This window comes from Jeotgalibacillus sp. ET6, assembly GCF_029667115.1.
Lineage (GTDB): Bacteria > Bacillota > Bacilli > Bacillales > Jeotgalibacillaceae > Jeotgalibacillus.
This window is the reverse complement of sequence record NZ_JARUIU010000010.1, coordinates 22,116-35,209: the sequence shown is the minus strand read 5'-3', so window position 1 is coordinate 35,209 and position 13,094 is coordinate 22,116. Positions and strand designations below refer to the sequence as shown.

Below are 13,094 nucleotides of genomic sequence, written 5' to 3'. Positions count from 1 at the left end.
ACAGCACCAATAGCTATCTTTTTTTATTTTTTAATGAAAATGATGCAAGTGCTGCTAAGCCGACTTATAAATTTAGAGCATCGACTGGATTAAAGCTTAAACGGAAAATTTTCTTCAAAGACAAAGACGTAGAAGGTGAATGAATTTGGAACACTTGTTTGATAAAGAATGGGAAATCATGTCGGCAGGCGGGGCCTCTGGTGAAGCTTTTTTCGCACGGCTTGATGAAGAAAAACTATTCTTAAAACGCAATTCTTCCCCTTTCATTGCTGTCCTTTCAGCAGAGGGAATTGTCCCTCGCTTAAAATGGACAAAGCGTCTTGAGAATGGTGATGTAATAACAGCCCAGCATTGGCTTAACGGACGTGAACTGAAGGCAGATGAAATGGCAGGAGCAAGAGTGGGAAAACTGCTTAAAAAAATTCACAGCTCCAAAGCACTGACTTCCATGCTGCGCCGTTTAGGAAAAGAACCGTATGAAGCATTTGTGATGCTGGACGAGGTAAAGTCCACACTGGATATAGAATTAAACATGCTAAAACCGGTACGGGAAGCTATTGAATTTTTACACGAGCATGCCAAAAAAGTAACGACTGGCGACTATGTGGTGTGCCATGGTGATGTAAATCATAATAATTGGCTGCTGTCTGAAGTGGATGAACTGTTTTTAATTGACTGGGATGGCGCTATGCTGGCAGATCCCGCTGTAGACGTCGGGATGCTTTTATACTGGTACATACCGGAAAAAGACTGGGCACAGTGGATGGAACAATATGGTGAAACACTAACCGATCACTTCCGCATCCGCATGAAATGGTATGCAGTATGCCAGGCCCTTTTTATGCTGCAGTGGCAAAAAGATAAAGGCCGTCTGCATGACGTAGCCAAATGGATGAACTTTTTGCAGCGGTGTTTTCAAAGTGACTGTCCGAATGAGAATAAGAAATAGCCCGGTGCCTTTTCTAAAGAACCATTTAGAAAAATGCCGAGGCTATTTTTAATGAGAAGAAGAGGTGCAAGAAAATGAGAACGAGAAATAAACCCTGGGCTGCCGAGCGGCTTGCAGATTACCCTCACTATGCAGTGCCTGTCCCTGAAAATGTTAAGGGAAATTGGTCAGAGGATTTTGGTAATCACAATCCTTTACACATCGAAGTAGGAACGGGGAAAGGCCGCTTTGTTACAGAGATGGCTCGAGCCAATCCGGATGTGAACTATATCGGCATCGAACTTTCTGAAAGCGTGATTGTCACAGCGCTTGATCGAGTTATTGAAGCTGATCTTCCAAACGTTAAGCTGTTGAATATCAACGCAGAAGACCTGACAGCTGTTTTTGAAAAGGGAGAAGTTCATCGTGTGTATTTGAATTTTTCTGACCCGTGGCCAAAAAACCGTCATGAAAAAAGAAGATTAACCTATAAAAAGTTTTTGGATTTATACAAAACGGTTCTTCCTGAAAAAGGGGAGATTCATTTTAAAACCGATAACCAGGGCTTATTTGAATATTCCCTTCAAAGCTTTTCTGCGTATGGTCTTTTATTAACATACGTGAGCCTTGATCTTCATAAAAGTGATTTTGAAGGTAACATCATGACCGAGTATGAAGAAAAGTTTTCTAACAAAGGGCAGCGCATTTACCGCTGTGAAGTACAGTATCAATAGATTTCCGGCAGAACGTTTCGATGACGTTCTGTTTTTTTGATATACTAATGCTGGAAGCGCATTCAATTAAAGGAGTGGTGAAGATGGATTCGTTCAGCTTTGGAGAATGGACACTAAGATGGCTCGATGGCGGAGTCACTAACATGGATGGCGGTGCTATGTTTGGTGTGGTTCCAAAACCGCTGTGGTCAAAAAAATACCCTGCGAACGATCAAAATCAAATTGAACTGCCTACTGAGCCCATTCTGATTGAAATGGACGGGCACAGGGTTTTGCTCGAATCTGGTGTAGGAACTGGAAAGTTAAGTGATAAGCAGAAACGAAACTATGGCGTGACGAGAGAATCACATATAACAAAATCCCTTAAGGAGCTCGGGATCAAAGCAGAGGATATTGGTATTGTCGTAATGACGCATATGCATTTTGACCATGCCGGCGGATTAACCCGCAAAGAAGGGAACCATCTGGTTTCGGCTTTTCCAAATGCAAAAATATACGCATCAAACGTTGAATGGGATGAAATGAGAGCCCCGAATATTCGCTCGAAAAATACATACTGGGAAGAAAACTGGAAATCAATCGAGGATCAAGTCGTAACGTTTAGTGGAGAAATATCGATTTTGCCAGGTTTAAAAATGGTTCATACGGGTGGTCACAGTGATGGACACTGCATCGTGCTATTGGAACAAAACGGGGAAACGATGATTCATATGGCAGATTTGATGCCTACCCACGCCCACAAAAATCCTTTATGGGTTCTAGCCTATGACGACTATCCTATGAATTCAATAGCAGCAAAGCAGAAATGGATTAAACATGGAATGCAAGAAAACTGGTGGTTCAGTTTTTACCATGATTCTTTTTATAGAGCAGTGAAATGGGATCAGGATGGAAAGGAAATAATTGATTCTGTAAAAAGACAATCTTTTGGTGATTAATAAAGAAGAATAAGTTGTCTCAGATTTAGACGTAGGCCATTTTGCTCTCTACTTTCAGCGTTTAGACGCATCGGATGAAAATTCCTTTCTGCTAACCTGCGAAAAAATCTTTTAAGGAGGGGAAAGTTGAAATGACACCAGAAATCAATCTTCCTGTCGGTATAACTGAAGTGCCTGATCTAAGGGAGGCTGTCGGCTGGGGCAGGAGGGATCAAGATTATCCTCTTCTGCTTGAACGCTGTAATTTCTGGGCAGGGATCCGCAATGAAACAGGTTTGCTTATCGGATTCGGGTATGTGGCAGGGACCGGTCTTGAACATGGATATTTGGAGGATGTCATGATTCATCCTCACTACCATCAAAGAGGCCTTGGCGGGAAACTGGTCTCAACGCTGCTCAATGAAGCTGGAAAGCATGGAATAGAGATCGTCACTGTAACCTTTGCTTCTAAGCACACATCTTTCTATGAACATAATGGATTTGTTTTATGTGATGGAGGCATTTGGCGGAAAGGTGTGTAGCCCCGTCATCTGCAAGAATATTAGAACATTACTGCTTTGCTTGATCTTTCCAACCCATGACATCAAAAAGAGCTGTTCCAGCCGCCAATCCAACTGAAATTGAAAATAATCGGCTGACATCAAGAAGTTCCGGTGCGAAAAGTAAATAAAATAAGCAGACAAAGCAGCTGAATGAAAGAAAAGACATTAAAAAACGAATTACGCTCTTTTTAAGCGTCTCAGCGGAACTATTCTTCAACTGAATAGCCCCTTTTACGATGAAAAGTATCGATAAACCAAAAAGAAGGGCAATGTAAAATAAGACAAAAGGGAAAAATGCTGGATGTGCTGTATTTGTAAACATGCCCCATGTAATGATGACCGTACAGATTATAAAAAAGATAAACAATATGACTAGCAGTCTGACTGTTGCCATTCGTCGGCCCCTCCCTATTTCGTAGTATGTCAATTTTTTCTTCGCGCCAGACTTTTAAAAAGAGGTGGGGGACATACTTAAAAAAGTTTAAAAATGAGGCAGTAAATTTTAGTAGTATTAGGGGAGCGGAGGGTTGTGACTCCCTGGAGGATATGACGGCAAGCTGAGCCTTTACAGGGCAGAGCCCTAAAAAGGCTCAGCGCCGTGATCCGGTGATAAAACCTGAGATAGTTATCCCAGGCTTTTTTTACTCTCAAATTTTATAAACGTCCATTACAGTGCCCGTTTTTGCATCCGCAATAAATTCAAACTGCTCTAACTCATTGCCTTGATGACGGGAGATGCCCCCGCGGTAAACCTGGTTTTTAACTGCAAGAATTTCATGCTCTTCAGGTTTCATTTGAATCCATGAACCATCAATTGATCCGCGCTTTTTAAATTGATTTTTAACGTCCTGAAGTACTTTATCAGCAGGAACAGAAACTGCTTTTGACGTGCCTTGGCTGATGGCATACCCGGCAGCCAGGCCGACTGCTGCTCCAATCGTAACATCCTTCCAATTCATTTGATCTCACCTCCGAATTGCTCAAACTATCCTAAGTATACAGAATTCTTCTGTGTAAATCACCTATCTTTTCCATTCCGGCTGAATTGTTCTAAACAGTGGCAAGTCGAAAGAAAGTTCTGTAAAATAAACGTGAATCTACATATGGCAGGTAAATACGAGAGGGGATTTTTTTGTGAATCAAGATACACTGAATTTATTTAAAACGTTAACAGAGCTTCCAGGAGCGCCGGGCAACGAGCATGCGGTCCGGGCTTTTATGAAACAGGAACTTTCCAAATACTCCGATGAAATCGTACAGGACGGACTGGGGAGCATTTTTGGACTGAAAAAAGGTCCTCAGGATGGACCTGTTGTAATGGCAGCTGGACATATGGATGAAGTGGGTTTTATGGTAACGGGAATAACTGACAATGGCATGCTGCGCTTTCAGACACTTGGCGGATGGTGGAGTCAGGTTCTGCTTGCACAACGGGTTGAAATCATAACCCATGCAGCTCCTGTTACAGGTGTGATTGGCTCCATTCCTCCTCATTTATTGAGTCCGGAGAAGCGGGCAAAGCCAATGGATATTAAAAATATGCTGATAGATGTAGGGGCAGACGACAGAGAAGATGCTGAATCGATGGGGATTCGTCCCGGCCAGCAAATTGTACCGATTTGCCCATTTACACCGATGGCAAATAATAAAAAGATTCTGGCAAAAGCCTGGGATAATCGATACGGCTGCGGGATCTCGATCGAATTGCTGAAAGAACTGCAGGGAGAAAGCCTTAATTCTACGCTTTACAGCGGAGCAACTGTGCAGGAGGAAGTCGGGCTCAGAGGTGCGCAGACTGCAGCTAATCTGATCAAACCGGATATTTTCTTCGCAATGGACGCAAGCCCTGCAAATGATATGACTGGAGACAAAAATGAATTCGGTCAGCTCGGAAAAGGAACCCTTTTGCGTATACTGGACCGCAGTATGGTAACGCACAGAGGAATGAGAGAATTTGTTCTGGATACAGCCGAATCCAACAGCATACCTTATCAGTATTTTGTATCTGCCGGAGGAACAGACGCAGGTCGAGTCCATACCTCCAATGAGGGTGTGCCAAGTGCTGTAGTGGGTATCTGCTCCCGCTACATTCATACTCATGCTTCGATGATTCATATTGATGATTATGCTGCTGCAAAAGAATTGCTTGTAAAGCTTGTAAAATCCTGCGATCGTTCTACGATTGAATCGATTCGTCAAAACTCATAATTTCAATGACTGAGACAATTGTGGTCGCAGCCGGCACTCAAAACAAAGCAAAAATTGCAGCAATTGAGAAAGCATTCTGTTCTTTATCATACGAGTTTTATCGTATAGAACCCAGTGAGGCTTCGTCTCAAGTAAGCGAGCAGCCCTTTGGTGATGAAGAAACCATGACAGGTGCAGTTAATCGTGCCAGTAATGCTCTGTTATTAACCTCAGACGCGCGCTTAGGGATTGGCCTGGAAGGAGGCGTCGTAGAGACGTCTCATGGTCTTTTTCTGTGCAACTGGGGAGCATTGAAGGATAAGGATACCGATGAGCCCATCCTGGCCGGAGGAGCACGAATTCGCCTCCCGAATGAAGTAGCGGATCAATTACGGCTTGGCGGAGAGCTTGGGCCTGTTATGGATCGCTTCAGCCAAAGAAAAGAAATTCGCCAGCAGGAGGGTGCGGTCGGTATTTTTACAGGCGGCCGTATGACGCGTGCTGACATGTTTTCACATATCGTGACCCTTCTTTTAGGTCAATGGGAAATGAACAAGCAAAAATAAAAGCAGAATGCTAATAGAGGAAAGCCTTCAAAACAAGATACCCAGTTATGAAGGCTTTCCTTTTTTTTGTGGGGAATCGGAATTCTAAGGAGGAATAGCGTTGGAAATCTTTACTTTTAAAAAAGAAAACGGCAAACGTATTGAAGCTTTTGATTCCAATTTTGTGATGTCCCGTATTACCAAAACCAGCAGCCACTCCATGATCGGGTGCATGTACCTTGAAGAAAACGGAGTGATCGGCTATCATCAGGCCGTAACGCCTCAGATGCTTTTGATTGTAAAGGGAGAAGGGGAAGTACGAAGCAATAACGGAAAGTATTTTCCCGTGAAAACTGGAGATGCTGTATTTTGGGGAAAAGACGAATGGCATGAAACAAGGTCGGAGGAAGGTTTGATGGCTATTGTCATTGAAAGTGAAGAATTAACCCCGGGGGACTTTATTAAATAATGGAGCCTTGTCTTTACATGGGGTGGGAAAAGAGTTTTTGATCAATTATTTGAAAAGATAAATGAATGAAGGTTTGATTTGTTTTTAGAGAAAGGAGCCATGATTGATGAGAGCTGTTCAAGTGACCGGATATGGCGATGTGGATAAATTACAGGTAGTAGACATACCTGTGCCTGAACCTAAGAGTAATGAAGTTCTGGTGAAAATAAAAGCGTGTGCAATAAACAACACTGAAATCTGGATGAGAGAGGGAGCCTATGGAGCCGGCTCAAAGTCAGGCTGGAAACCGGAAGGCGTAGAATTTCCCCGCACACCCGGCTCTGATATTACGGGGGTGGTAGTGAAGGTTGGAGATCAAGTGGATCCACTAATGGTGGACAAAGACGTTGTGTTGTTTCCTTTCACCTCCAGTGGAGAAGCAGGATTGGAGCATATATCAGACGATATGTCTTTTATTGGTTCTGAATACGATGGAGGCTATGCTGAGTATGTGGCTTGGCCTGCTGAACTTTGTTATGAGATGCCGCTTTCCAGCTATACAGATAGCGCTGTATTTTCAGTCAGCGGTTTAACAGCCTGGCATATGGTAAACCAAATTCATCTTCAGCCGGGAGAAACGGTTATGGTCACTGGGTCTAATGGCGGCGTCGGATCTTTAAATGTTCAAATAGCTGCAAAAGTATTTGGAGCTAAGGTGATCGCGATTGTTGGAGACATGGCTGCGGAAGAAAAATTAAAGGAATTAGGAGCTGCACATGTTTTATCGTATAAATCAGCTCATCTTTCAAAGGAAATCTTAGAAGTAAATGGAGGACCGATAGATGCTGTTCTGGATGTTGTAGGCGATGCATTGTTCTCTATTTCTCTTGAAGTACTTAAGAAAGGGGGAAAGTTCTGTATATCCGGATCTGCCGGGGGGCAGAAAACCAGCCTTGATTTTAGAACGGTCTATTTAAAGCATATTACTATGTACGGATCCGTTCTTGGAACGCGGGTTGAATTTAAAGAAATGCTTGATGCCATTTCTGCAGGCAAGATTAAGCCTGTCATCGACCGGACTTTTTCTTTGGAAGAAGCAAAAGAAGCGCAAGTCTATTTTAAGAATAAAGGTAAACTGGGAAAGATATTGTTGATTCCTTAATTCCCCATGATCGCCCATGAGGTCTCAGTAAATAAGTAAAGGTCAAAAAAGTATAGTGAAACGATGGAGAGAGTTTGGGGCAACTTTGTCTCAGGCTCTTTGCTCGCTTCAAGTGGACGCTTTTTTTAGGGAGGGCTTCTTACTGCCTTGCCCTTCAGAGTCTGAAGCACCCCTCATCCCCTTTAAACATTTGCCGCTTTCCCCCGCCTTAAACAATGATAAATACTCCTTCATTGTTTATTTTTCTTGTGATGTCTCAACTTCTTTCTATAATAATTTTACTTCTCTGCTATTTCTGACTGAAAAGAAGTGGATGAAACTTTTTTAATCTCTATTCCGTAAATGAAATAAGAGAGGCAGGGTGACGACTATGAAATTCAGTAAATGGATCCCAGTTTTAATCGCCGTTTTGTTTTTTATTTTTCCACATAAAGGCCATGCGGTAGACTATTCAATTTCACAGTTCGATATTTTAGCAGAAGTTCAGGAATCGGGTGAAGTGAATGTTACGGAAACACATACGTATGAGTTTGATAGTGAATTTAATGGGATAACCCGTCATTTAGCGCCGAAAGATGGTTCGGCTATTGAAAACGTAAAAGCAAGTGAAAATGGTGAAGACCTGGATTTGTCTGTTGAAAATGACCTTTATCGTATTTACCGTGCAGGAGAAGATGAAACCATCGAAGTGACCATTACCTATACCATCAAAGATGCTATTCAATCAAACGGAGATCTTGCGGAATTTTATTGGGCTTTTTTTGGGGATGTAAACGAGTCTGACTATGGAAATGTATCTGTTGCACTAATTCCGCCTTCGCCGACAAGTGATGTGACGGCATTTGGCTATGATCGTGCTTTTGACAAAGAAAGCATACAGGGAGACGGAACCGTTCGTTTTGAATACGGAAAAGTGCCTGCCCAAACAAAGGGGGACATAAGAGCTGCCTGGGATGCTGATGTGTTCAGCTCTTCCATTGTGAACACAGAAGAAGATCTTCGAGCTGAATTAGCAGCAGCAAAAGAATCTCTTGAACAGGAGGCGGCTGCCTATAATGAACGTCGTGATCTGATCGCTGTAATCGGAATCTCGGTGCTTGCCATTTATGGATTGTATCTTCTCTATTTAATAATAACGGGGGTTCGCAGGTCAAAGTCTGTTCAGAAAGAAGCACGCAGCCATGACCATTCAGGAACAGGTATACCATCTGAGATCATGTCTTTGCCTGCTTTGATTTGGTACATGAATGGCCATCTACCTAACGAAGCGATTGGCGCTTCTTTATTAAACTTAGTTCGAAAAGGAAACGTCATTCAAAGCACAGAAAGTGAATTTATGATTGCACATCGCAGGGATTTGAAGGAACAGGAAGAGATTTTGCTCAATTGGCTCTTTAATGAAATTGGAAGCGGAGATACATTTACTTTAGAGGAGCTAGAACAGTACACCTCTATAAAGGAAAATCATACTCAGTACCAGCACTCAGAAGCACTATGGAAAGAAGCTGTGCACAGGGAAATGAAAGGCCATGAGCTTTATGAAAATAAAACGAATCACAGGCTGGCTGCAGGATTTTCATCTCTGATTATGTTGCCTCTGATTGTTCTTTTTCCTTTACATGATTTGATGCCTGAGCTGTTTGCTGCGGTTATGCTGATGATTGCAGCTATTGCTTATGCTATTGCTTACTCACCAAGAACCGTTAAAGGTGTTTTGATTAGGAATGAGTGGATAGAGGCAAAACGCAGCTACTTTAATACTTCGGTTGACGAATGGGAAAATTGGTCTGAAGATGACAAGATGAGGATGTATTTATATGGTCTCGGCTCGAATGATAAAGATATCATGGATAAAAATGATAAACTAATCGCTGCCTTTAAACCGTTGTCTGCTTCCGCTGCCTCAGCTTATACAGTGGATATCTCAACACTAGCCATCCTTTCTGCAGTTACAGGGCCGAGCTTTCATTCGGCTAATGAGTCTGCTTCCATCCAGAGTTCCTCTAACGCCTCATCAGCAGGAGCTGGCGGCGGAGGAGTTGGAGGAGGCGGCGGTGGATCCGGTGCTTTTTAGCACAAGCAGAAAAGCGGTTTGAAATAACGAAAAATTTAAAATAAGTCAGTATATAATAGTTGTATGAGGTTAACTATAGCGCCGTCCCTGCGGAAAGCGTCCTCCTGAAGCGGTGTGAACCGGTCGTAGAGCTTGAGACACTTTGTCCCAAGCTCTTATTTTTGTAGTAAGTACTCAAAATGTAACAATGTCAAAAAGAGTTGATTTGATCCATGATGTCACTGAGTATTTTAATAGAGCCCTGTGTGTCTTTTTTTAATTCAAGTGAATGATCAGCTTCAGGAAAACAGAAAGACGATAGAGCAGCGTTGTGCTTCAATTGATTAAACCTCTCTTCCTGATAATAGGGATCCTCGCTGCCGATAAAACATAAACCTTCCGCGTGATGATTCAGCATGGCAGCCCTGACGTCGTCTTTATGGAGCAACGGGGTCATCCACACTGTTTTTGCCTGGCTGAATGTTTCCATTTTTAATAAAGAACTGACTGCTATTGTCCCAAGAGACTTTCCGATTAAATAGTAATCTTCATATGATTCGTTCTCGAGCAGAGTGTTGATAACAGTATGAATATCAAAATTAAGCGCTTTAATTAATTCAGATTGATCAAAATGATCATAGTCAGGGGATGAATAACGATAGTTAACTTGAAGGACATCGAACCCTCGATTAATATAGATTCCCGTTGTATAGTGAAGAAGCGGGGCTTGAGCAGTGTAGCCAAGGCCAGGCAGGACGATCACAAGTCCTTTTGGCTGCTCCTGCTTAAATAACGTATATGGAACCAATAGTTCTTTATATCCCTTAGTTTCATGCCGCGTTATTTCCATACACAATGGTTCCCCTTTCAGCTGCAAGTAAATGGCAGAAAAATATCATGAATAGTTGAACTTTTATCCATTTTCATTTTAATTTTCTTCAAATATGTAAGAAATCGCTTTGAGTGCCTGTTCCGGTGTTTCAACTGTCACAGTTGCTTTGCGTGAAAGCTCCTTTAATGCATGGTGAAGCTTCTCTGGGCGGATTAAGATCAAGGGCTTATGCATCGTAATGGCAGCACTTGCATCCATCGCGGTATTCCATTGCTTGTACTGCTCGCCAAATAAAGCAATAACGAGATCGGACTTTTGCAAAAGGACCTCTGTACGCAGGTTGTTCATTGCTGAAGCCGCATCATCTTTGAAAATGGGAGTCGGCTGTTCCCCTAAAATTTCTTCCCCGATTTGATCAGACCGTTCATGGTTTTCCATTGGACCTACAAAATTCAGCTGCCAGGGCAGCTCTTTAGCCATTGATTTCAGGTGCTCACGCCAGTTGCTGTGAATTTCTCCTGCTAAATAAATAGTTAGTTCCATAAGACCACTCCTTTAATTTCTTTTAAAAAGTATATCATAATCAGAATCTTGCTAAAAATTGTCTGCTTTCTTCTATTGTCAAGTGACAGGAGGAACGGGTATCATGATAGACGAAGCGTTTTAAATGTGCAGGAGGTACCATTCGTGAAAAAATTATTTATATTAACCATTTTTGCAGGCATATTTGCTGTATTGGGTGCATGCAGCCCATCGATCGAAGAGGAAAAAGAGAAGACGGTGGATGAGGTCAAAGAAATTTTCGAGGATCAGCCTAAAAAAACAAATGAAGAAATAGATGAGCTGTCTTTTCGGCTTCCTTTTAATACATCCATAGAAGAAGAGGATCACCATAATCTTGTATTAGAAAAAGGAAATGAGACATTCGTTCTGTTTCATCACCGCAACAGTGAAGCAGGCAATGAAAGTGTCTATCAAATGACAACGGCTTCTGAAGAGCCCTGGCTAGTAAATGAAACATTTACAGAAGATGGCCGTTTTGGTTATGTTCTTGTAAGACAGATAGAAAATGAAAGCTATGAACTTGTTACTGGCGCAGACCATGTAAAGCTGACTACAATCTCGTCGTTAGGCGATTTATCAGACAATGCTAAATGGATGATGGAAACGGTACGTTCTGCAGAATGGAAGGACGAATAGATTCCCCCCAAGTCGTCAACAGGAAAGAGGCTGAGACTTCATTATTTTGTCTCAGCCTCTATTTTTCTACATAAATCTTTACATTTTTGACAAGTGTCTTTACACTAGTGATGTTAATAGAATGGGGGATTTATAGAATGAAGTGGCTTCAAAAAAAGGGTATACGTTTGTCTTTTAAAACCTATTTGATTGATGGACTAAGCTATATGGCATTAGGACTTTTTGGTTCGCTTATTATTGGACTCATAATCAAAACTGCAGGTGAACAGCTGAGTCTCCCGTTCTTAGAAGAAATGGGTGCTTTAGCGATGACCATAACAGGACCTGCTATTGGTGTAGCAGTGGCATATGGTCTGAAAGCTCCTCCATTGGTGCTGTTTGCCGCTGCAGTCACCGGTGCTGCCGGGTATTCCCTCGGTGGACCAGCCGGGGCATACGTTGCTTCACTTTTTTCTACAGAGATCGGCAAGCTGGTAAGCCAGTCAACCAAGATTGATATTATTGTCACTCCATTTGTAACCATCGCAGCCGGTTACTCTGTTGCTGCTTATATTGGACCCGTGATAGCAGAATTTATGACATCGTTTGGCGGTTGGATCGTATGGGCCACTGATCAGCGTCCTATCATCATGGGCATGCTTGTAGCAATGCTCATGGGACTTGCCCTGACGGCTCCTATTTCCAGTCTGGCGATTGCCCTGATGCTGGATTTGAGCGGGATAGCTGCCGGGGCGGCGACCATTGGATGCAGTGCGCAAATGGTAGGTTTTGCGGTTGCAAGCTACAGGGAAAACAAATTCAGCGGACTGATTGCCCAGGGAATGGGAACTTCTATGCTGCAGGTTCCGAATATCCTGCGCAATCCACTTATTCTTCTTCCTCCAACCATTGCGGGAATGCTGATGGCTCCAATAGGAACCACACTTTGGGTTATGGAAAACAATGCTCCTGGCGCGGGGATGGGTACAAGCGGATTTGTAGGGCAGATCATGACGTTTCAAACTATGGGATTCACTGCTGAAGTCATGCTGCAGGTTTTCATGCTGCATTTCATTGGACCAATGGCCATTGCCCTGTTACTATCTCATTATATGAGAAAGCTTGGTCTAATAAGAGACGGGCAAATGAAGATTCATACAGGAGGCAGTGAAAAATGAAAAAACTTGAATCTGTTGAGCAATTTCAGGAATTTAAAAATAGCGGCAAGCATGTGTTTATGTTTTCTGCAGACTGGTGTCCGGACTGCAGGGTGATTGATCCCATTCTTCCGGAAATAGAAGAAAAATTTTCGGATTATACATTTGTTTATGTAGACAGAGATGAATTTATTGATCTTTGTATTGAACAAAATGTATTTGGCATTCCGAGCTTTGTTGCCTTTCATAATGGCAAAGAAACAGGCAGGTTTGTCAGTAAAGATCGTAAAACACAGGAACAGATCGAAAAGTTTTTATCAGATTTGCCAGCGTAAACGGTAAAACGACATAAAATTTAACATGAAATGCTGACCTGCCCCAAAGGAAGG

General features: G+C 42.5%; 16 protein-coding genes. 12 read left to right on the top strand and 4 right to left on the bottom strand.

The genetic code is table 11. From position 1 onward, the window contains the following. The first annotated feature begins 145 nt into the window (after positions 1–145). The 4 genes from P6709_RS17290 (at position 146) to P6709_RS17275 (ending at position 3,121) form a co-directional block, all read left to right on the top strand. A complete protein-coding gene (locus P6709_RS17290) occupies positions 146–949 on the top strand; it encodes a phosphotransferase family protein (RefSeq protein WP_278242185.1) in 804 nt (267 codons plus the stop codon). A 74-nt stretch (positions 950–1,023) separates the two neighbouring features. Next, a complete protein-coding gene (gene trmB / locus P6709_RS17285; protein ID WP_278242184.1) occupies positions 1,024–1,662 on the top strand; it encodes a tRNA (guanosine(46)-N7)-methyltransferase TrmB in 639 nt (212 codons plus the stop codon). Between the two features lie 83 nt (positions 1,663–1,745). Further along, positions 1,746–2,600 carry a YtnP family quorum-quenching lactonase gene (locus tag P6709_RS17280; RefSeq protein ID WP_278242183.1) on the top strand — a complete coding sequence of 285 codons (855 nt, stop codon included), beginning with the start codon at positions 1,746–1,748 and terminating at the stop codon, positions 2,598–2,600. Between the two features lie 131 nt (positions 2,601–2,731). Next, on the top strand, positions 2,732–3,121 hold the full coding sequence (locus P6709_RS17275) for a GNAT family N-acetyltransferase (protein ID WP_278242182.1): 390 nt from the start codon (positions 2,732–2,734) through the stop codon (positions 3,119–3,121). Between the two features lie 28 nt (positions 3,122–3,149). Here P6709_RS17275 and P6709_RS17270 read toward each other — a convergent pair whose 3' ends face one another. Further along, positions 3,150–3,536: a hypothetical protein gene (locus P6709_RS17270; protein WP_278242181.1), complete on the bottom strand. Its 387-nt coding sequence runs from the start codon at positions 3,534–3,536 to the stop codon at positions 3,150–3,152. Between the two features lie 253 nt (positions 3,537–3,789). Continuing rightward, positions 3,790–4,101: a hypothetical protein gene (locus P6709_RS17265; RefSeq protein WP_278242180.1), complete on the bottom strand. Its 312-nt coding sequence runs from the start codon at positions 4,099–4,101 to the stop codon at positions 3,790–3,792. 175 nt (positions 4,102–4,276) lie between these two features. Here P6709_RS17265 and P6709_RS17260 point away from each other — a divergent pair, with 175 nt between their 5' ends. The 5 genes from P6709_RS17260 (at position 4,277) to P6709_RS17240 (ending at position 9,558) form a co-directional block, all read left to right on the top strand. Next, positions 4,277–5,350 (top strand): M42 family metallopeptidase, encoded by a 1,074-nt coding sequence (locus P6709_RS17260; RefSeq protein ID WP_278242179.1) that lies wholly within the window; start codon positions 4,277–4,279, stop codon positions 5,348–5,350. 5 nt (positions 5,351–5,355) lie between these two features. Beyond that, on the top strand, positions 5,356–5,895 hold the full coding sequence (locus P6709_RS17255) for a DUF84 family protein (protein ID WP_278242178.1): 540 nt from the start codon (positions 5,356–5,358) through the stop codon (positions 5,893–5,895). 100 nt (positions 5,896–5,995) lie between these two features. Continuing rightward, a complete protein-coding gene (locus P6709_RS17250) occupies positions 5,996–6,343 on the top strand; it encodes a cupin domain-containing protein (RefSeq protein ID WP_278242177.1) in 348 nt (115 codons plus the stop codon). A gap of 106 nt (positions 6,344–6,449) precedes the next feature. Beyond that, positions 6,450–7,484, top strand: a complete 1,035-nt coding sequence (locus tag P6709_RS17245; protein ID WP_278242176.1) for a zinc-binding dehydrogenase — start codon at positions 6,450–6,452, stop codon at positions 7,482–7,484. A 370-nt stretch (positions 7,485–7,854) separates the two neighbouring features. Continuing rightward, a complete protein-coding gene (locus P6709_RS17240) occupies positions 7,855–9,558 on the top strand; it encodes a DUF2207 domain-containing protein (RefSeq protein WP_278242175.1) in 1,704 nt (567 codons plus the stop codon). A 190-nt stretch (positions 9,559–9,748) separates the two neighbouring features. On the opposite strand, the gene P6709_RS17235 is transcribed toward P6709_RS17240, so the two are convergent. Next, positions 9,749–10,387, bottom strand: coding sequence for an alpha/beta family hydrolase (locus P6709_RS17235; protein ID WP_278242174.1), 639 nt, complete (start codon positions 10,385–10,387; stop codon positions 9,749–9,751). Positions 10,388–10,465: 78 nt separating this feature from the next. Continuing rightward, entirely contained in the window at positions 10,466–10,912 is a 447-nt protein-coding gene (locus P6709_RS17230) for a YtoQ family protein (protein WP_278242173.1), read from the bottom strand. Between the two features lie 144 nt (positions 10,913–11,056). Between P6709_RS17230 and P6709_RS17225 the strand changes: the two genes are divergently transcribed. The 3 genes from P6709_RS17225 (at position 11,057) to P6709_RS17215 (ending at position 13,040) form a co-directional block, all read left to right on the top strand. Next, on the top strand, positions 11,057–11,569 hold the full coding sequence (locus P6709_RS17225) for a hypothetical protein (protein WP_278242172.1): 513 nt from the start codon (positions 11,057–11,059) through the stop codon (positions 11,567–11,569). Positions 11,570–11,706: 137 nt separating this feature from the next. Beyond that, positions 11,707–12,726: a PTS transporter subunit IIC gene (locus P6709_RS17220; protein WP_278242171.1), complete on the top strand. Its 1,020-nt coding sequence runs from the start codon at positions 11,707–11,709 to the stop codon at positions 12,724–12,726. Beyond that, on the top strand, positions 12,723–13,040 hold the full coding sequence (locus tag P6709_RS17215; protein WP_278242170.1) for a thioredoxin family protein: 318 nt from the start codon (positions 12,723–12,725) through the stop codon (positions 13,038–13,040). The genes P6709_RS17220 and P6709_RS17215 overlap by 4 nt, the downstream gene beginning before the upstream one ends. The last annotated feature ends 54 nt before the right edge of the window (positions 13,041–13,094 follow it).

Bases quoted from the DNA above. Each gene is read 5' to 3' on its own strand.
- P6709_RS17255 (WP_278242178.1), top strand. From the start codon at position 5,356: ATGACTGAGACAATTGTGGTCGCAGCCGGCACTCAAAACAAAGCAAAA.
- P6709_RS17245 (WP_278242176.1), top strand. From the start codon at position 6,450: ATGAGAGCTGTTCAAGTGACCGGATATGGCGATGTGGATAAATTACAG.
- P6709_RS17215 (WP_278242170.1), top strand. From the start codon at position 12,723: ATGAAAAAACTTGAATCTGTTGAGCAATTTCAGGAATTTAAAAATAGC.
- P6709_RS17275 (WP_278242182.1), top strand. From the start codon at position 2,732: ATGACACCAGAAATCAATCTTCCTGTCGGTATAACTGAAGTGCCTGAT.
- P6709_RS17240 (WP_278242175.1), top strand. From the start codon at position 7,855: ATGAAATTCAGTAAATGGATCCCAGTTTTAATCGCCGTTTTGTTTTTT.
- trmB (WP_278242184.1), top strand. From the start codon at position 1,024: ATGAGAACGAGAAATAAACCCTGGGCTGCCGAGCGGCTTGCAGATTAC.
- P6709_RS17235 (WP_278242174.1), bottom strand. From the start codon at position 10,387: ATGGAAATAACGCGGCATGAAACTAAGGGATATAAAGAACTATTGGTT.
- P6709_RS17280 (WP_278242183.1), top strand. From the start codon at position 1,746: ATGGATTCGTTCAGCTTTGGAGAATGGACACTAAGATGGCTCGATGGC.
- P6709_RS17230 (WP_278242173.1), bottom strand. From the start codon at position 10,912: ATGGAACTAACTATTTATTTAGCAGGAGAAATTCACAGCAACTGGCGT.
- P6709_RS17265 (WP_278242180.1), bottom strand. From the start codon at position 4,101: ATGAATTGGAAGGATGTTACGATTGGAGCAGCAGTCGGCCTGGCTGCC.
- P6709_RS17270 (WP_278242181.1), bottom strand. From the start codon at position 3,536: ATGGCAACAGTCAGACTGCTAGTCATATTGTTTATCTTTTTTATAATC.
- P6709_RS17220 (WP_278242171.1), top strand. From the start codon at position 11,707: ATGAAGTGGCTTCAAAAAAAGGGTATACGTTTGTCTTTTAAAACCTAT.